General features: G+C 70.5%; 18 protein-coding genes. 4 read left to right on the forward strand and 14 right to left on the reverse strand.

The features are described 5' to 3' along the window. Positions 1 to 100: 100 nt before the first annotated feature. The 4 genes from ADK67_RS47580 to ADK67_RS47595 all read right to left on the reverse strand — a co-directional run bounded on the left by ADK67_RS47580 (position 101) and on the right by ADK67_RS47595 (position 4,754). Positions 101 to 796, reverse strand: a complete 696-nt coding sequence (locus ADK67_RS47580) for a TIGR03089 family protein (RefSeq protein WP_053723245.1) — start codon at positions 794 to 796, stop codon at positions 101 to 103. A gap of 237 nt (positions 797 to 1,033) precedes the next feature. Beyond that, positions 1,034 to 1,909 (reverse strand): hypothetical protein, encoded by an 876-nt coding sequence (locus ADK67_RS47585; protein WP_053723246.1) that lies wholly within the window; start codon positions 1,907 to 1,909, stop codon positions 1,034 to 1,036. A gap of 50 nt (positions 1,910 to 1,959) precedes the next feature. After that, on the reverse strand, positions 1,960 to 3,135 hold the full coding sequence (locus ADK67_RS47590; RefSeq protein WP_053723247.1) for an LCP family protein: 1,176 nt from the start codon (positions 3,133 to 3,135) through the stop codon (positions 1,960 to 1,962). Between the two features lie 83 nt (positions 3,136 to 3,218). After that, positions 3,219 to 4,754, reverse strand: a complete 1,536-nt coding sequence (locus ADK67_RS47595; RefSeq protein WP_063797964.1) for an LCP family protein — start codon at positions 4,752 to 4,754, stop codon at positions 3,219 to 3,221. A gap of 170 nt (positions 4,755 to 4,924) precedes the next feature. On the opposite strand from ADK67_RS47595, the gene rfbB reads away from it, so the two are divergent. The 3 genes from rfbB (at position 4,925) to ADK67_RS47610 (ending at position 8,035) form a co-directional block, all read left to right on the forward strand. Next, a complete protein-coding gene (rfbB, locus tag ADK67_RS47600; protein WP_053723248.1) occupies positions 4,925 to 5,917 on the forward strand; it encodes a dTDP-glucose 4,6-dehydratase in 993 nt (330 codons plus the stop codon). After that, complete coding sequence (rfbD, locus tag ADK67_RS47605; protein ID WP_053723249.1) at positions 5,917 to 6,810, forward strand: dTDP-4-dehydrorhamnose reductase; 894 nt, start codon at positions 5,917 to 5,919, stop codon at positions 6,808 to 6,810. Before rfbB ends, rfbD begins: the two co-directional genes overlap by 1 nt. 358 nt (positions 6,811 to 7,168) lie before the next feature. Beyond that, positions 7,169 to 8,035, forward strand: coding sequence for a GNAT family N-acetyltransferase (locus ADK67_RS47610; RefSeq protein ID WP_053723250.1), 867 nt, complete (start codon positions 7,169 to 7,171; stop codon positions 8,033 to 8,035). A gap of 21 nt (positions 8,036 to 8,056) precedes the next feature. Here ADK67_RS47610 and ADK67_RS47615 read toward each other — a convergent pair whose 3' ends face one another. The 8 genes from ADK67_RS47615 to ADK67_RS47650 form a co-directional block, all read right to left on the reverse strand. Further along, positions 8,057 to 8,248 carry a hypothetical protein gene (locus ADK67_RS47615; RefSeq protein ID WP_053723251.1) on the reverse strand — a complete coding sequence of 64 codons (192 nt, stop codon included), beginning with the start codon at positions 8,246 to 8,248 and terminating at the stop codon, positions 8,057 to 8,059. Positions 8,249 to 8,264: 16 nt separating this feature from the next. Further along, positions 8,265 to 9,014: an ABC transporter permease gene (locus ADK67_RS47620; protein ID WP_053723252.1), complete on the reverse strand. Its 750-nt coding sequence runs from the start codon at positions 9,012 to 9,014 to the stop codon at positions 8,265 to 8,267. A gap of 3 nt (positions 9,015 to 9,017) precedes the next feature. Continuing rightward, positions 9,018 to 9,926 (reverse strand): ABC transporter ATP-binding protein, encoded by a 909-nt coding sequence (locus tag ADK67_RS47625; RefSeq protein WP_053723253.1) that lies wholly within the window; start codon positions 9,924 to 9,926, stop codon positions 9,018 to 9,020. Positions 9,927 to 10,067: 141 nt separating this feature from the next. Further along, positions 10,068 to 10,502, reverse strand: coding sequence for a hypothetical protein (locus ADK67_RS47630; RefSeq protein ID WP_157621655.1), 435 nt, complete (start codon positions 10,500 to 10,502; stop codon positions 10,068 to 10,070). 112 nt (positions 10,503 to 10,614) lie between these two features. Next, entirely contained in the window at positions 10,615 to 11,361 is a 747-nt protein-coding gene (locus ADK67_RS47635; RefSeq protein WP_053723255.1) for a response regulator transcription factor, read from the reverse strand. A gap of 386 nt (positions 11,362 to 11,747) precedes the next feature. Continuing rightward, positions 11,748 to 12,188 (reverse strand): Imm1 family immunity protein, encoded by a 441-nt coding sequence (locus ADK67_RS47640; RefSeq protein WP_053723286.1) that lies wholly within the window; start codon positions 12,186 to 12,188, stop codon positions 11,748 to 11,750. Positions 12,189 to 12,425: 237 nt separating this feature from the next. Continuing rightward, positions 12,426 to 12,638: a DUF397 domain-containing protein gene (locus ADK67_RS47645; protein ID WP_053723256.1), complete on the reverse strand. Its 213-nt coding sequence runs from the start codon at positions 12,636 to 12,638 to the stop codon at positions 12,426 to 12,428. After that, entirely contained in the window at positions 12,620 to 13,471 is an 852-nt protein-coding gene (locus ADK67_RS47650) for a DUF5753 domain-containing protein (RefSeq protein ID WP_053723257.1), read from the reverse strand. Before ADK67_RS47650 ends, ADK67_RS47645 begins: the two co-directional genes overlap by 19 nt. Before the next feature lie 111 nt (positions 13,472 to 13,582). Here ADK67_RS47650 and ADK67_RS47655 point away from each other — a divergent pair, with 111 nt between their 5' ends. Continuing rightward, a complete protein-coding gene (locus ADK67_RS47655) occupies positions 13,583 to 13,873 on the forward strand; it encodes a hypothetical protein (protein WP_157621656.1) in 291 nt (96 codons plus the stop codon). Here ADK67_RS47655 and ADK67_RS47660 read toward each other — a convergent pair. After that, positions 13,849 to 14,934, reverse strand: a complete 1,086-nt coding sequence (locus ADK67_RS47660) for a glycosyltransferase family 4 protein (protein ID WP_053723259.1) — start codon at positions 14,932 to 14,934, stop codon at positions 13,849 to 13,851. The genes ADK67_RS47655 and ADK67_RS47660 overlap by 25 nt on opposite strands. Continuing rightward, positions 14,927 to 17,419, reverse strand: coding sequence for a glycosyltransferase (locus tag ADK67_RS47665; RefSeq protein ID WP_053723260.1), 2,493 nt, complete (start codon positions 17,417 to 17,419; stop codon positions 14,927 to 14,929). Before ADK67_RS47665 ends, ADK67_RS47660 begins: the two co-directional genes overlap by 8 nt. Positions 17,420 to 17,472: the final 53 nt, after the last annotated feature.

Below are 17,472 nucleotides of genomic sequence, written 5' to 3' on the forward strand. Positions count from 1 at the left end.
TCGGGTTTGCTTGGTCGCCAACCCACTTACCGGAGACCTCGCCACGTTCCGGGCACCGACACGCCGGCAGTCACCTCACCTTTGAAACACGGCCTAGGCGTCAGCCGACCAGGTCCAGGGTCGTCTGCTCACTGGCGCGGCGCGCGGCCAGCAGGTCCGGTGCGGCGTTGCTGCACTGCACCAGCGAGCCGCCGCCCGCCAGCACGGCCAGGAAACCGTTCAGCAGGCCGTCCGGCAGGCCCCACTCCACAGTGGACAGCACGCGGGACGTCGTGGTGATGCCCAACGTCGCCGCCCGCTGGTGCGCCTCCTCCACCACCTCGTCCACAGTGGACTTCAGCAGCGCGGGGGTGGTGCCGGGGATCGGCTCCCACGGCGAGAAGTCGTCGCCGAACACGCGCACGTCGTCGTTGTAGTCCACGGGCGCGCCGCTGCCCAACCCCATGGGGTGCAACGACGCCACGGCCGTCACCAGGGCTCCGGGCGCTTCGACGCCGGGCGCCACGACGGCCACCTTCGCGCCCGTCGGGTCGTCCGTCACGGCCGCGCCGCACCACCACGCGCCCAGCAGCACGCCGGCCGTCTGCCAGTGCGCGGGCAGCAGCACGGCCACCGGGTCGCCCGGCTCGACGTCGTGCTCGTCACGCAGCCAGTTCGCCGTCTTGGCCGCCCAGTTCCGGATGGTGGCGCGGGACAGCTCGACCCGGGTGCCCGCCGCGTCGTCGTAGTGCGTGATCAGGGGACGGCCGGGATTCGCCGCGAACAGGGGCGCGAACAGGGCATCCGTGACGGTCATGCGCCAACCTTGCCACGCCCCGCCACACCCGCGCCCATCGACCCGATCACCGCGTGTCCTACGTTCGCGTCACGCGTGTCCTACGTTCAGAACACCCGAGTTGAACGCTCAGAACACGGCGAGCCCGTCCTGAGCGTTGAATTCAGGCGTTCTGAACGTAGGACTCTCGCGACCTGAACGTAGGACACGCGCGTTCTGGAGGTAGGACACGCGTGTTCTGAGCGTGGGACACGCGGGTTAGCGGGGGTTGGCGGTGAGGATGCGGAGGGCGTGGGTGGTGACGACGCCGCGCCACTCCAGCAGCGCGGCCGGGCCGGGTGGTTGCCACGACACCGGCCAGCCGCCGTCGGCCTCCTGAGCGGCGGCCAGCGCGTCCAGGTGCGCGGTGATCGCGTCGGCGGGGAACAGGGAGCGCAGCGGGTCGTCGGGCAGCGGCGCGAAGTCGAGCGGGGTCAGGCCGTAGCCCTCGCCCGGGTAGAGGTGGAACAGGGTCAGGTCCTCGACCGACAGCCCGTGCCGACCTGCCCAGTCGCGGTCCGGCGTGGTCGCCAGGAAGTGCAGCACGTTGACCGCCGTGTGGGCGTCGACGGGGCCGGACAGCGCCTCGATCCGGGTGCGGCAGAACTCGTCGGCGGTGTCGAGCCAGGCCGCGGACACGCCGGCCTTCCGCAGCCCCGCCACGATGCCCGCGGTCGGGTTCAGGCCCACCGGGAACCGGCCGTCACCCCAGTGGTCGGCACGGGCGTGGTCGGCGATGTCGGGCAGCACGATCGGCAGCCCGCCGTCGGGCGACGTCACCGATTCGAGGTACGGCACCAGGCTCCCGGCGAACCCGGCGACCTTCCGCCGCACGTCCGGGTCGGCCGCGGGGGAGTCCAGCACCTGCGTGAGCACGCCGAGCGCGAAGTCGACGGCCAGCGGCTGGCTGTGCGGCGCCCGGACGTCCGGTTCGAGCGCGTGGCCCAACCCGCCGTCGGCGTTGCGGTAGCCCGCGAGCGCGTCCACGACCGCGCCGGCTGCGACCGGGTCCGGCGCGGACCACAGGAGGGCGAGCCGCCGTTCGAGCAACCGGGCGTGCGTGTCGAGGAAGGCGCGGGCGCGGGCGAGGTCCATGCCGACGATGCTGGCACCCGCACCGCCCAGCGTCTTGAACGGATCGGCCGTCAGTCGACGCAGACCGGGCCGGCCTGGACGACGCGGTGGCGCGGCCCGTCGAGGCTCACCAGCCGGTCGGCGCCGAAGCGCTGGGTGGGCGGAGCACTGGAAGTGGTCGACGGAGCGGGCACGGGGGTCTTCTCGCCCAGCAGCTCCGCCACGAACGCCTTCACCGCGGCCGGGTCCACGGTCACGATGCTCTGACCGCGCTCGTTGCGCGCGCCGACGCCGGTCACCGGGATGGTCGCGAACTCGACGTTCCCGCCGGCCAGCCCGCGCGCCTGCCCCGCGAACGTCGCCAGGTCCAGCTTCTCGTCCACCACGATCGACTTGCTCACCGCGTCCAGCAGCCCGGACAGCCGCGCCGGGTCCGCCAGCGTCCCGGCCGACAGCAGCTTCGACATCGCCGCCGACATGAACACCTGCTGCCGCGTGATCCGCCCCAGGTCGCCGTTCGGGATGCCCTTGCGCTGCCGCACGAACGCCAGCGCGTCGCCACCGGCGATCGTCTGCACGCCCGCGCGGAAGTTCGCGCCCGAGTCCGGGTCGGACGTGGCCTGCTTCAGGCACACCTCCACGCCGCCGATCACCTCGGTGAGCAGGTAGAACCCGTACAGGTTGATCTCCGCGTAGTGGTCGACCCGCACGCCGGTCAGCTCCTGCACCACCTGCACCAGCGCCCGCCGCCCGGCCTGGTCGCCCGCGATGGAGCGCTCGGTCAGGTCGGACATGCCCGCCTCGGCCAGCCGCTGCATGGTGAAGAACTTGGTCAGCCCGTACGCCGAGTTGATCTTCTCGTCGCCGATCTCGGGGATGGGCACGTACGTGTCGCGCGGGATGGACACCGCGTGCGCCTTGCTGCCGTCGTGCGGCACGCGCATCACGATGATCGTGTCCGTGTTGAGCGTGTCCGTCGCCTCCGTGCGCAACTTCCGCAGCACGTGGTCCGGCAGCTGCACGCCCTGGGCATCGGTGCGGCTGTCGCTGCCGACCAGCAGGATGTCCGTCGCGCCGTCGGCGGCGGGCGGCGCGTTCGGCACGTCCGACAACGCCGTCAGCACGTCCGTCGTGTTCACGCTCTCCTGCACGCGCTGCAGCGCCGACCAGCCGTACCCGGCCGCCGCCAGCACGGCCGCGGACAGCAGCGCGACGAGCACGCGTCCGGCGATCACCGCAGCCTTCACCGACGTCCTCCTACGAATGGGTGTCCGACCAGGCTAACCACCTTCGACCGGTCGGACGTCCGGGTTCACCGGAGGTGGGTGTCTCAGTTGACGCAGACCACACCGTCGGCGGTGATCGGCGGGGTGGAGCTCGTCGAGGGCGCGTTCCCCGTGCCGGTGACGTCGGCCGACGCGGGGTCGGTCTGGTCCGGCGGCGTGTAGTCGGCGCCGGCGTACACCAGGACCTGCCCCCTGGGCACGGAGTCGTCCTCGACGGCCTCGGCGTTACCGCCCAGGGCGGAGATCACCTGCTCGGCGCTCGCCCGCTCACCCGGCGCGTGCCGCACGGACGTCGTCTCCGCGTACGCCCCGGAGTTCGCGAGACCGCGCCGGAACCCCTTCTCCACCAACATCTCCAGCACGGTCGCGGCCAGCCGGTTCACCCCGGCGGCGTTGTAGACGTGCACGGTGATCGCCGACGGCGGCGGGCCGGACGGCCTCGTGGTGGTGCCGGCGGGCGCCGTCGACGGCTCGTTGTCGGTCGCCAGGCCCTTGATGAACTGCCGCACCTGCCCCGGGTCGACCGGCAGCACGTTGCCGTCACCCCACGTGTCCATCGGGTCGCCGACCGGGATCGTGCGGAACTGGATGTTGCCGCCCACGAGGCCCTGCATCTGGGTGGCGAACTCGGTGATGTTCCACCCCTCGCTCAGCACGACGGACTTCTTCACCGCCGTCACGAGCTGGTCGAGCTTGTCGAAGTCGGTCAGCGTGCCCGTGGACAGCACCTTGCGGGCCAACGCGCCGATGAACACCTGCTGCCGCACGATCCGGTCCAGGTCGCCGCCGGGCAGCCCGCCGCGCTGGCGCACGAACGACAGCGCCTTGGCGCCCTCGATGGTCTGCCGCCCGGCCGGGAAGTCGGCGCCCGAGTCGCGGTCGCGGGTGGCCTCGTTCAGGCACACCTCGACGCCGCCGAGCGCCTTCGTCACCTCGTAGAAGCTGGCCAGGTTGACTTCGGCGTACCGGTCGACGGTGACCGAGCCGCCGGTCAGCCCCTCGATCGTCTTGATCAACGTCTTGCGGCCGGCCAGCGTCGACTCCAGCTCGATGCGGGCCTCGTCGGTGACGCCCTCGTTACGCAGCCGCTGCGCCGTCTCGTTCTTCTGCCGGGCCAGCGCGGAGTTCAGCTTGTGCTTGCCGAACCCGTCCGCGATCTCCACGTACGCGTCACGCGGGAACGAGATGGCCACCGCACGCGTGCCGTCCCTCGGGACGTGCACCAGGATCATCGTGTCGGTGTTCTGCGTGCCGTCCGCCACACCGCCGTTGAGCAGCGCCAACACCTCGTCCGACAGCGGGTTGCCCTGCGCGTCGGTGCGGCTGTCGACGCCGACCAGCAGGATGTCGACCGCGCCGTCGAGCGGCGTGCGGGCCACGCCGTTCTCGTCCTCGGTCACGGAGGACGCGATGACGTCGGTCGTCGTGATGCCCTCGTCGATGTCGCTGAGGTAGTACCAGCCGTACCACGTGACGACGAGCACAGCCGCCGAGACCAGCGCCAGCAGTGAACGCGCGGTGAGCGCGAGAGCACGAAGAGCAGCCGATCCACCGGCTGTTCCTGGCGGACTGGAGTCCACTGCCTGCCTCCCCCGTGCGCTCAGGCGTGCCTGGCCGAGATTAGTGGCGCGGCGGTGAACCGCGCCGGACATTCCTCTTATACGGGAGACGCTGTAACAACCAGGTGGGTTGCACGAAAGGCACTCGTGACAGACTGCGATGAGCAACCGCCTTCAGGAGGACACTGAGCATGCGGGTACTGGTAACGGGTGGGGCCGGGTTCATCGGCTCGCACTACGTGCGGGAGATGGTGGCCGGCGCTTACCCGGCCTACGCCGATGCCGAGGTGGTGGTGCTGGACAAGCTCACCTACGCCGGCAACGAGGCGAACCTGGCGCCGGTCGCGGACGACCCGAGGCTGACGTTCGTCCGGGGCGACATCTGCGACCGCGAGCTGGTCGCCGACCTGATGAGCCGGACGGACGTGGTGGTGCACTTCGCCGCCGAGTCCCATGTGGACCGTTCGATCTCCGGTTCCGCCGACTTCGTGCTGACCAACGTGCTCGGCACCCAGACGCTGCTCCAGGGCGCGCTGGAGGCCGGCGTGGCGAAGTTCGTGCACGTGTCCACCGACGAGGTGTACGGCACGATCGAAGAGGGCTCCTGGACCGAGGAGCACATCCTCGAGCCGAACTCGCCGTACTCGGCGTCCAAGGCGTCGTCGGACCTGCTGGCGCGGTCGTTCTTCCGCACCCACGGGCTGCCGGTGACCATCACCCGGTGCTCGAACAACTACGGTCCGTACCAGTTCCCCGAGAAGGTCATCCCGCTGTTCGTGACCAACCTGGTCGACGGCAAGAAGGTGCCGCTGTACGGCGACGGGCTCAACGTCCGCGACTGGCTGCACGTGGACGACCACTGCCGGGGCATCCAGCTCGTGCTGGAGGGCGGCCGCGGCGGTGAGATCTACAACATCGGCGGCGGCACCGAGCTGACCAACCGGGAGCTGACCGAGCGCCTGCTGGAGGCCACCGGGCGCGACTGGGACGCGTTCGTCGAGCCCGTCACCGACCGCAAGGGCCACGACCGGCGCTACTCGGTCGACATCACCAAGATCAGCACCGAGCTGGGCTACGCCCCCCGCGTCGACTTCGCCGAGGGCCTCGCCTCGACCGTCCAGTGGTACCGCGACAACCGGTCGTGGTGGGAGCCCCTCAAGCAGCGCGCCGCCCTGGCCCGCTGATGGCGCTCGCACTGCTGGTGCCCGGCGGCCGCGGCCAACTCGGGCGGGACGTGGCGGCGGCGGCTCCGGACGACGGCCTCGTGCACGCGCCGTCGTCCGCGGAACTGGACCTGACCGACGCCTCCGCGGTGGCCGACGCCGTAGCCGTCTTCGCCTCCACCGCTCGTGACGCCGGCTTCCGCCCGGTGGTCGTGAACGCGGCGGCGTACACGGCGGTCGACGCCGCGGAGACCGACGCCGAGCGTGCGTCCGAGGTCAACGCGGCCGGCCCGGAGAACCTGGCGACGAGCTGCCGCGAGCACAACGTCCCGCTGCTGCACGTCTCCACGGACTACGTGTTCCCCGGCGACGGCACACGACCGTACGAGCCGACCGACGAGACCGGCCCCAAGTCGGTCTACGGCCGCACCAAGCTCGACGGCGAACAGCGCGTCCTGTCCACTTGGGACCGTTCCTGGGTCGTCCGCACGGCGTGGGTCTACGGCCAACACGGCAACAACTTCGTGAAGACCATGGCCCGCCTGGCGACCACCAACGACACCCTGTCCGTTGTGGACGATCAGGTCGGCTCGCCGACGTGGTCCCTCGACCTGGCTCACGGCCTGCTGGAACTGGCGGCCGCCGTCTCCTCCGGCAGCACACCCCCACGGGTCCTGCACGCCACCGGCGGCGGCGAGACAACGTGGTGCGGCTTCGCCCGCGCCATCTTCACCGAACTGGGCCTCGACCCAACCCGCGTCCACCCGTGCACCACGGCCGACTTCCCCCGCCCCGCCCCCCGCCCGGCCTACTCCGTGCTGTCGGGCAAGGCTTGGGCAGACGCGGGCCTGACCCCACTGCGCCACTGGCAAACCGCACTGACCGCCGCCGTCGCCACCCACGCCGTGCCCTGACCCGCGCCACACGACCCGCCCAACCGCCGCACAACGAACCCGAACCACACCACCGGCTCCTCACCGACCGGCCGCACAACGGACCCGGCGCAGCACCCCACCGGATCCTCACCCAGCCGCACCACATCGGACCCGCAACGCCCGCACCTAGGCCCGATTTGACATGGGTTCGGGTGCTTTAGGCTGGTCGAAGCCGGGCAGGCTTGGCGGACGCTCTTCCCGCCAGGCCTGCCCGGCTTTGGCCTGCCCCGAACATGCGGGGCAACCTGGCGTCCCTCCTCGTACGGGGCCGGCGGGTCGCCGAACGGTGCGGAAACCGACGTGCGGACGGCCGGCCCGATGGTGTGTGATCTCGGGCATGGTGATCGAGTTGGGCACGCCGGGCGTCGACAATCTGGACGACGCGGTGGCCGCGCTGCGGGACTGGCAGCACGACGGCGCGCCGATGCAGCTGCACCCCGGCGACCTCGGCTGGTTCTGGCGGTACGGCGCGGAGGCGACGGCCGCGGCGGTCCGGACCTGGAGCCGGGACGGTCGGATCGTCGCCGTCGGCCTGCTGGACGAGCCCGACCTGCTGCGGATGACGATCGCACCGGACGCCCAGCAGGACGAGGAGCTGGCCCGGCGCGTCATCGAGGACGTGGCCGATCCGGCACGCGGTGTGCTGGTCCCGGGCAAGGTGTACATCGAGGCGCCGAAGGACGCGCTGCTCCAGAACCTCCTGTTCGAGGCCGGCTGGGACACCGACGACCCGTGGACGCCGCTGCGCCGTGACCTGGCGGAGCCGGTTGAGGACCCGGGCGTGCGGGTCGAGGTGGTCGGGCCGGAGCGGGCGCACGTGCGGACCGCCGTGCAGCGGGCGTCGTTCGCCGGCTCGACGTTCACTGACGACCGCTGGCGCGCGATGGCGGCCGGATCGCCGTACGCCGACGCCCGCTGCCTGGTCGCGTACGACGAGCAGGACAACGCGGTGGCCACGGTGACGGTGTGGTCGGCCGGTGCGGGCCGTCCCGGCCTGATCGAGCCGATGGGCGTGCACGCGAACCACCGCGGCCACGGCTACGGCAAGGCGATCACGGTCGCCGCGGCGGCGGCGCTCCGGGAACTGGGCTCGTCGAGCGTGCTGGTCTGCACCCCGAGCTCCAACGTCGGCGCTGTCGCCACCTACAAGTCCGCCGGCTTCACGGCACTCCCCGAAGTCCGGGACCGCCGCCGGGACGCCTGAGAGCTGCCTGACGCCGCGCTGCTACCGCCGCCGTTTGCGCACCTCCCGCGCGACCAGCAGCACACCGGCGAACACCGCGACCGCGGCGGCGGTGAGGACGTACCAGGGTGCCTCCGGGAAGATCGCCCGGAGGGTCACCCTGGTCGCCGCCAGGACGGCGAAGCCGATCAGCCAAGCGACCACGGGGAGCCGGGCCGAGTCGTCCGGAGCCATGCTTTCTCCTTCTGGTTCAGGCGTCACGCCGGTTGACCACCGCCGCGCTCAGCGCCGCGAGTGCTGCCGTCTGCACGGCGAAGACCACCCAGCCGAGCCAGGGCTCGACCTTCGAGACGCCGTCGGGGAGCACGACGCTCAGGCCGATGACGGTCGGCCAGAACTCGCCTGCCGTCGCGAGCGCCGGGACGAGGGGGAAGACGACCAGCGGGAGCACGTAGACCACGCCGATCATGGTGAGCACCACACCGGCGGTGTGCCGCAGGAGCATTGCCGTGGCGGTCGCGAAGGCGCCCAACGTGCCCAGGTAGCAGCCGGCGCCCAGCACCGCTCGGAGCACGGTCGCGTCGACCGAGCCTGACCCGCCGCCGAACGCGGTGGAGAGCACGACGGAGATCGAGGCGGACGCGAGGCCGAGTGCCAGGCCGAGGGCGGTCATCACGGTGAGCTTCGCGCCCAGGAAGCGCAGCCTGCGCGGCGCCATCGTGAACGAGGTGCGAATCATCCCGTGGTTGTACTCGTTGGACACGAACAGAGCGCCGATCACCGCGACGCCGATCTGCATCAGCAACATCGTCGTCACGATCGGGGCAAGCAGCGAATCACCGCCGGCCGGCACGTTCGCGGTTGTCTGCGCCATGCCGATCACCAACGCTGCGGTCGGCACCGTGAAACCTGCCAGGGTCCACCAGACGGAGCGCTGGGTGCGCAGCTTCACCCACTCGGCGTGGATCAGGCGAGGCATCTCATCGCGGAGCGCGGGCATGCCTCAGTACTCCTTCCCGTGGTACTCCACGTCGTCGCGGGTGGTGTTCATGAAGGCGTCTTCGAGTGAGGCGACTTCGTCGCCCAAGCCGTGCAAGGCGAGCGAGTTCGCCGCGGCCAGCTCACCGATCTCGCTGCGCGCGAGCCCGTTCACGAGCAGGACGTCGACCGCCTGGCGTTCCACCCGTCCGCCCGCGGCCTCGATCAGGGCCGTGAGCGCGTCCGCGTGCGGGGTCTCCACGCGGACGCGCTTTTCGGTCGCGCCGTCGATGAAGCCACGTGTGTCGGTGTCCGCGACCAACCGGCCACGCCCGATGACGACGAGGCGGTCGGCGGTGCCCTCGACCTCGGCCATGAGGTGCGAGGAGATCAGCACGGCGCGACCCTCGGCGGCCATGCCACGCAGCAGGTTGCGCACCCAGCGCATCCCCTCGGCGTCGAGCCCGTTCAACGGCTCGTCGAGCAGCAGCGTGTGCGGGTTGCCGAGCAGGGCCACGGCCAAGCCGAACCGCTGGCTCATGCCCAGGGAGAACGACTTCACCCGCTTGTCCGCGACGTCCTCCACCCCGGTGATGCCGAGGACTTCGTCGACCCTGCTGAACGGTATGCCGTTCGAGGCGGCCAGGATGCGGAGGTGGTTGCGCGCGCTTCTCCCGGGATGTGCGGAACGCGTGTCGAGCAGCATCCCCACTTCGCGCAACGGGTGGTCGAGTTCGTCGTAGGGCCGACCATCGACCGTCGACGAGCCGGCGGTCGGCCGGTCCAAACCGGTGAGCATCCGAATGGTGGTCGACTTGCCTGCGCCATTCGGTCCGAGGAAGCCGGTCACCAGTCCGGACCGCACTCGGAAGCTCAGATCGTCGACGGCCTTGCGCGCGCCGTAAACCTTGGTGAGGCCGAATGCCTCGATCATGGTTCCTCACTGCTCATAGGTCGGAGACCAACAGGAACTTCGGGACCGCCTTCGGTGGTGCACACTGCGGACGAGCGGTGAGGCGACCGCTGGACGGGTGGACCCGCCGGAGAGCAGCCGGCGGGTCCACCCCACCGCGTCTCAGCAGAGCCAGGTCTGGTTGAGCACGTGACAGCCGACCGCGCGGAACACCTCCTCCGCGCCGACGGGGATCAGGAAGCGGACCCAACCGGGCAGGTTGTTCCACCAGGTGATGAACGCATTCCAGCCGGCCCTGACCGCCGCGACGGCCTGGTCGTAGACCCACCTGCCGATCGCGATCAGCGCGTCGACGATCCACCGCCCGATACCCGCGGGACGCACGGTGCCGTCATCGACCGGGACACCGGTCGCCAGTTGCACGCCGGAGGTCGTCGCACCCGCCGGCACCAAGGTCACCTCCGCGGCGACGGGCGCGGACTGGACTACGGCCACTGACCGGTTGGGCGCCGCGACGGCCTCGGCCGCCGTGGCGATCCCGGCACCACCGGCCATCAGGCCGACGGTCACCGCAAGGGATACCAGAAATCTGCGCACGAAACTCCCTCGTTCGATTCAGGAGAACGGAGGCGGTGCCCGCGGGCTGCCTCCGGCTCAACTTTCGACCGGCCGGGTTGACATTGCCGGTGGCAGAAAGCTATCGCGGGGTCTATTCGTTGCCCACTGTACTTCCGGGCTGAATTTTTGCTGTCCATCGGTCGGGGGTGTGGCCCGTCCGGTACGCCAACGCGATGATCTCCGCGCGACCGTGCAAATCAAGTTTGCGCATGACGTTGGAGATGTGGTACTTGACCGTGCGCACGGATATGGAGCGGCGTCGCGCGATCTCGACGTTGGAGAGCCCTTCGACGACCATCGCGAACAAAGCGCGTTCACTGTTGGTCAGGGACTCGAACGCCGGAATGCCCTCTGCCTGCGCCGGGAGGGGGTCCGGCAGCTTCTCCAGGATCGCGTCCAGCACGCCGCCCGCGACGAGTGCGTCGCCTTGGTGCACCGCCCGGACGGCGGCGTGGAACGACTCCAAGGGCCCTTCGCGCCTGATCACCGCGCGGACACCGGACCGCATCAGGTCCACCGTGGCGGGCAGGTCGAGGGCGCCGATCAGCACCACGACCCGACCGCGGCTGTCGTGGAAGTGCGACATCACCTGGTCCGCGACCTGTCGGGCGTCGGACTCCTGTGGTCCCGCGTCGACCAGGACCGTGCTGGAGGGCAGTTCGTCGCTCGCGGCCGATGCGGATTCGACGGTGTCGTAGGCGCCGATCACGGACAGGTTAGACCCGACTTCGAGGACCGACGCGAGGCCCGCCCGGAACGGGAGGTTCTTCGTGTAGATGATGATCTGGCGCTCGGATTCCCCCGTTATCGGGACAGGTGAAAGCGGGTTGATGTTCATGGATCCCCCCGGGAATGAACCGGTGACGTGCTGGACGTCGGTGAGTAATCACCTTCCGGGTCACGTTACCCCCGGTGTGCGAAGATGATGAGCGCAAACACCGCCTGTGACCACCGTCACGGGCTTCGGCTATCGGGAGGTGCATTCCGGCGCGGTCCGGTGTACTCGGAGTTTCACCCGACTCTCCGAATGCGGTCGGCACGTCGACTGGGCCGTCTGCGGGGTTCCGACACTTATTCCAGGTGATCGGGGATGGGAATTACTCGCACATCTTGCCGATGGCAAGTCGATTCACCACGACTTCGTGGCACGACGTCGAGTGCCGGTGCTCGCGGCGGGACAGCGGCCACGCCCGGTGATCGGACCTTCCGGGAGCCCCGGGACGGCTACGCGGCCTGCCAGGTGACGCCCTCGGGGCGCTTGGCGGTGGCCAGGAACTCCTTCAGCGCGGTCGCCAGGAGGTCTACCGGGACGCCCGCGCCGGCCGGGTAGTCGACGTACTCGGAGCGGTACTCGGGGGAGGCCGGGTCGCCTTCCAGGGTCGAGTAGTCGTGCTCCGGGTCGGCGTAGGTGAGGTAGCCGTAGCCCTGGTGGATGGCGGCGGCGACGTCGTGGTCCGGGATCTTGGTGGTGCCGGGTGCGCCCAGCAGGCCCTCGGTGTCGGTGATCAGCTCGCGGTCCTGGTGTTCGATCACGGCGGGGCCCGCGCCGGGTTCCGCCAGGCGGGTCAGGAGGGTGTCGACGTCCTCCGGCGTGCCGACGGTCATCTCGTCGGCCGCGTCGGCGTCGTGCTCTTTCATGATCGGCCACACAGCCGTGAAGCTCATGGCCGGCATCATCCCAGTGGACGCGCTGAGTGACCACCGGAGGGGTCGGTTGGGCCGTTGGGGTGGAGTAGGTTTATCGCACTGGTTTTGCGCTCAACCGGTGCGAGAACCTTTCCGCCATGTCCGCGCTGGGGCGAACCCCTGAAGCGACCGCACCTCGTCCTGATGGCGAGCGGCAGCGGTTCCTGCGTCGCGTCTGTGCCGTGACCGGTTCACGGCAGATCTCGTGGAGCGTCCTCAAGCCCGCTCAGGTAGACCGGCAACCCGGGCACTCGTAGCGAGGAACGCCATCCAGGCGGCACGGGGGACGGTGAGGGTGCCGGTGTCCGGCGACTTGCTGTCCCTGATGCCGACGGCTGCTGCCGAGTGCGCCACCTCGACGCAGTTCGAGTTGCCGCCGCTGTAGCTGGCCTTGCGCCACGTCCCGAAGGTCAGCTCCGACGCTCCCATTCGCTGTGCTCCTCTTTGACGTACTTCCGCAGCAGGGCCAGCGAGTCCGGCCCGTTCAGTGCGGTGCCGCACAAGTGCTGGAATGCCAGCCTATACCGCTCCACCTCGGCTTCTTCTTCCAAGAAGAGAGTGCCGGTGAGGTGGTCGATCGCCACCGTGCCGTAGCCGTCGTCGAAGCGGAAGCAGGAGAACGGCACACCCATGGCGATGTATTCGCCCACGCGGTAAGGGATGACCTGGAACTGCACATTGGGCAGCGAGGCCGACTCCAGCAGGTGTGAGAGCTGGGCGACGTGCACGTCCCGGCCGCCGATCGCGCGGTGCAGGGCGTCTTCGGTGATGACCGCCCACACCGCCAGTTCACCGGCCAGCACGCGGTCTTGGCGTTTGGTGCGCAGTTCGACGCGCTGGTCGAGGACTTGGCCGCTGATTCCGGGGTTGGCGGCGCGGATGACCGCGCGGGCGTAGTCCTCGGTCTGGAGCAGGCCGGGGACGAGGTCGATCTCGAAGTTGGACACCGCCACCGCATCGGTCTCCAGCTCCACGAAGTCGATGTTCTCGGGATTGGCCGACTCGTCGTAGACCTGGTACCAGCCACGGGTCTTCGCGGTCCGGGCCAGGTTGACCATGCTCTCGACGGTGGCCCGGCCCGCGCCGTACAACTCGCAGAGCATCCGCACCTCGTCGGGCTTCGCGCCCAACTGGCAGATCTCCATCTTGGTGATCTTGGGCTGCTTGCACCCGAGGTGGTTGGCGGCGTCTTCGAGCGACGTGCCCGAGTTGACCCGGAGTTGGCGGAGGCGGCGGGCCAGGCGGCGCTGCTTGGGAGTCATCAGGTCCCTCGATCGGGTGAAGATTGGAATTTGATTCCAATCAAGCTTGCATCCTGGCCAGGGCCCGAGCAACCTAGCAGAACCGAATTCCACACGATCGAGGAGGGTGTTGTGGCTGTTCAGGTGGCCTACGTCCGGGGTGACACGCCGCTGCGCGCGTGGGTGGACGACGAGACCGGGACCGTGTGCCTCTCCGTCGGCCCACCGCCGGGCCAAGTCGTGCTCGGCCTCACCGCGAACGGCGCGGACCGGCTACTCGACGCGGTCCAGCGCGAGCTGAAGATCCTCGAACCGACCGGCTTCGACTGCGACGACTGCCACGACACGGGCCAGCAGTGGACGCCCATGGCACCGGGCGCGGTGAGCCTCGGCTCCTGTCACTGCCCCGCGGCGCGCCGGTAGGCGGTCAGCGTCTTCTCGGCCGTCCGCCGCCACGTGAACTCCGCCGCGTGCGTCCGCCGTGCCGCCTGGTCGGCGGGCGTGGGCGGGGCCTCGACCGCATCGACCATGGCCGTGGCCAACGCCTCCACGTCACCCACCGGCACGTGCACCGCGTGCCCGCCGGCGACCTCGCGCAACGCCGCCACGTCCGTGCACACCACGGGCACGTTGCACGCCAACGCCTCCAGCACGGGCAGCCCGAACCCCTCGTCGCGCGACGGCAGCACCAACGCCGCCGCACCCGCCACGACACTCCTCAGGTCCACGTCGGTCAGGTACCCGGTCCGCATCACCCGGTCGTCGGAGCTGACCACGTGCGGCCCGGCCAGCACCAACGGCGGCAACGACGGCCGGGCGGCGTGCGCGGTCAGCAACGTCCCGAGGCCCTTGCGCGGCCCACCCGCGCCGACGAACAGCAGGTACTCCGACGGCAGCCCCAGCCGCGCGCGCAACGCCGGCGACGGCGAACGGGCCGCGAACCACGCCGGGTCGACGCCGAGCGGCGTCACCACGATCTTCGACTCCGGCACGCCGAGCCGTTCCATCACGACCTCGGCCACCGCACGGGTCGGCGTGCACACGACGTCCGCCCGCGTGGCCGACTTGTGCACCAGCTCGGGCAGCCGGCGGTCGGACGGCGGCAGGTCGCCGGGCGTGTCCAGGAACGCCAGGTCGTGGATGGTCGTCACGCCGCCTGCCCGCAGCGCCGGCGGCAGGACGAAGTTCGTCGCGTGCATGACGTCCGTCGGCCCGGCCAGGAACTCCACCGGCGGGAACGGCATCCGCAGCCAGAACTGCCGCAGCAGCCGCGCCGACACCGGCAGCCCGCGGGCCACCACGTCGTGCGGCAGCACGGTCCGCAGCGCGCGCCACCCGCGCAACGTGAACGCGACCGCGCGCACGTCGACCTCGTCCAGCATCGACGCCAGCTCCTCGGCCAACGCCGCGGTGTAGCGGCCGATCCCGGTCCGCTGCCCGAGCAGCGGGGTGCCGTCGATCAGCACCCGCAGCGGCCTAGCCACGGCCGCGCAACTTCTTCAGCACCCGACCGGTCGCCCGCCGCGCCACCTCGCCCGCGCCGCCGGCGGTCATGTACTCCTTGACCAGTGCGACGTCCCGCTGCACCTTCTCCAACCGGCCCAGTGCCCGGTTGGACACCATGAACGACGTGCCGGTCAGCCGGTCGGCGGCGGGCCGCGGGTTGCGGCAGAACTCGACCAGCGGCGCGAGCACGTTCTCCCAGGTGAACCGCTCGCGCACGGCGGCGATCCGCTCCACGCACCCGGCGGCGAAAGCGGTGTCGTACATGACCTTCTCCAACGCGTCGGCCAACGCGTCCGGGTCCTCCGACGGCACCACCACGCCCAGGTTCTCGCGGCGCACCAGGTCGGCGAACGAGTCGCCGTCCGTGGTGACGATCGGCAGCCCGGCCCACAGGTAGTCCAGCACCCGGGTCCGGAACGCGAACGTCGTCTCCACGTGCTCGTAGTGCGTGGTCACGCCGGCGTTCGCGTCGAGCAGCCAGTTCTGCCGGTCGTGGTAGGGCACCCAGGTCTCGTTGAAGAACACGTGCGAGTCCACGAGGTCGAGCCGCTTGGCCAGCGCGCGGGTCTGCCCGGCGATGTCCATGTCCGGCACCTCGGGGTTGGGGTGCTTCATACCGAGGAACACCAGCCGCGCGTCTGACCGGCGGGTCCGCAGCCGGTCCATCGCGTGCAGCAGGGTCAGCGGGTCGAACCAGCTGTAGACGCCGCCCGCCCACAGCACGACCTTGTCCGACTCGGCGATGCCCAACGTCGAGCGCAGCCCCGGCCCGGTGCGCTGCGGCGGCTTGCCCGGCAGCCCGAACGGCGCCTCGGCCAGCAGCGAGCGCACGGTGGGGTCGTTGTCGTACAGCGCGGGGGTGAGGCGGCCGATCGCGGTCAGGTGGCCGAGCCAGAAGTGCCGCTGCCGCTCGGAGGCGCACAGGAAGAAGTCGCCGCGCCGCAGCTGGTTGTCGAGGATCCGGGTGACGCCGACCAGGTCGAGCGAGCGCTGCTCGTCGGTCGAGTCCTTGCCCTGCTCCAGCAGTTCCAGGTGCATCGGGTCGTAGATGTCGCAGATGACGATCTTGGTGTTGCCGGGCTCCTTGAGGAAGCCGACGTTCTCCAGCACGTGGCCCTGGAGCACGATGATGTCGGCCCACTTGGCGTGCTCGACCAGCTCGCGCGGCACGGCGCGGCTCACCGGGAACGACGACTCGGGCGGGTCGCACAGCGCGTTGATCGTGACCAGCCGGACGTCGTGCTCGGCGGACAGCACGTCGGCCATGTTCCAGGCCCGGATCGCGGGGCCGGCCATGCGCTCGGAGAGGGCGTCGCCGGTGACCACCAGCACCCGGCGCGGCCGGCCGAACACCTCTTCCAGCCCGAACACCTCGACCAGCACGTCGTGCGCGGCCAGGTAGCGGGGCAGGGGGTAGGCGGGCTCCATCGCCTTGCGCATCAACGGCACCAGGTCGGTGTCCGTCACGCGGCGCGCGGCCTGCTCGGCCTTGCGCGACTCGGCCAGCGACGGCAGCAGCTCGACGAACTGGTCGATCGCGAGGAACCCGGCCAGCGCCTGCCGCGACACCGGCACCGGCGCGCGGTCGTTCGCGGGGTTGTCGGGGCGGCGGGTGATCTCCAGCTGGGTGGCGTCCAGCTCGCCGCGCGCGGTGGCCCGGCGGACCACCAGGGCCAGCGCGGCGGGCAGCACCTTGGCCAGCGTCTCGTCGGAGAAGTTCTTGTAGAGCGCGGCGAGGGCGTTGCGCTCCAACAGGTACAGCTCACGACTCGTGTCCACAGTGGACATCGAGGCGTGGTGCTTGTGGTAGGTCAGGGAGGTCGGCACGTAGCGGACGCGCCAGCCGCGCAGGTTCATCCGCCAGCCGAGGTCGACGTCCTCGTAGAACATGAAGAACCGCTCGTCGAACCCGCCCAACTCGCGGAACACGGCGGTCCGCGCCACGAGCGCCGAGCCGGTGCCGAACAGCACGTCGCGGGGGGTGTCGTGGGTGCCGTCGTCCGGCTGACCGGCGTGCCGCTTGTAGCCCATGCCGAACCACGTGAGGCCGCCGTCCACGAAGTCGATCTCGCGGCCGTCCCAGTCGAGCACCTTGCTCGCCACCGCGCCGACGGTGGGCTCGGCGCGCAGCACCCGGACCGCCTCGCGCAGCCACTTGGCGTCGGGGCGGGCGTCGTTGTTGAGGAACGCGACCACCGAGCCGCGCGCGGCGCGCACGCCGAGGTTGCAGCCGCCCGCGAAGCCGAGGTTGGCCGGCGCCTCGATCACCTCGGCGTCGGGCACGGCGGCCTTGATGCGGTCCGCGCTGCCGTCGCCCGAGGCGTTGTCGACCACGATGACCTGGAGTTTCTCCGCCGGGTAGTCGAGGTCGCCGAACAGCGCGCGCAGGCAGGTGACGGTGTCGTCGGCGCCGCGGTAGTTGACGACGACCACCGACACGTCAGGCAGGGTTCCGTGCTCCACGGGCTAACTCTGCCTCATCACGCTCCGCAGCGTGCGGTCAAGGTGTCCTACGC

Source organism: Saccharothrix sp. NRRL B-16348 (assembly GCF_001280085.1).
In the GTDB taxonomy this organism is placed as follows: Bacteria; Actinomycetota; Actinomycetes; order Mycobacteriales; family Pseudonocardiaceae; genus Actinosynnema.

Bases quoted from the DNA above. Each gene is read 5' to 3' on its own strand.
- ADK67_RS47580 (WP_053723245.1), bottom strand. From the start codon at position 796: ATGACCGTCACGGATGCCCTGTTCGCGCCCCTGTTCGCGGCGAATCCC.
- ADK67_RS47585 (WP_053723246.1), bottom strand. From the start codon at position 1,909: ATGGACCTCGCCCGCGCCCGCGCCTTCCTCGACACGCACGCCCGGTTG.
- rfbB (WP_053723248.1), top strand. From the start codon at position 4,925: ATGCGGGTACTGGTAACGGGTGGGGCCGGGTTCATCGGCTCGCACTAC.
- rfbD (WP_053723249.1), top strand. From the start codon at position 5,917: ATGGCGCTCGCACTGCTGGTGCCCGGCGGCCGCGGCCAACTCGGGCGG.
- ADK67_RS47610 (WP_053723250.1), top strand. From the start codon at position 7,169: ATGGTGATCGAGTTGGGCACGCCGGGCGTCGACAATCTGGACGACGCG.
- ADK67_RS47615 (WP_053723251.1), bottom strand. From the start codon at position 8,248: ATGGCTCCGGACGACTCGGCCCGGCTCCCCGTGGTCGCTTGGCTGATC.
- ADK67_RS47620 (WP_053723252.1), bottom strand. From the start codon at position 9,014: ATGCCCGCGCTCCGCGATGAGATGCCTCGCCTGATCCACGCCGAGTGG.
- ADK67_RS47625 (WP_053723253.1), bottom strand. From the start codon at position 9,926: ATGATCGAGGCATTCGGCCTCACCAAGGTTTACGGCGCGCGCAAGGCC.
- ADK67_RS47635 (WP_053723255.1), bottom strand. From the start codon at position 11,361: ATGAACATCAACCCGCTTTCACCTGTCCCGATAACGGGGGAATCCGAG.
- ADK67_RS47640 (WP_053723286.1), bottom strand. From the start codon at position 12,188: ATGAGCTTCACGGCTGTGTGGCCGATCATGAAAGAGCACGACGCCGAC.
- ADK67_RS47645 (WP_053723256.1), bottom strand. From the start codon at position 12,638: ATGGGAGCGTCGGAGCTGACCTTCGGGACGTGGCGCAAGGCCAGCTAC.
- ADK67_RS47650 (WP_053723257.1), bottom strand. From the start codon at position 13,471: ATGACTCCCAAGCAGCGCCGCCTGGCCCGCCGCCTCCGCCAACTCCGG.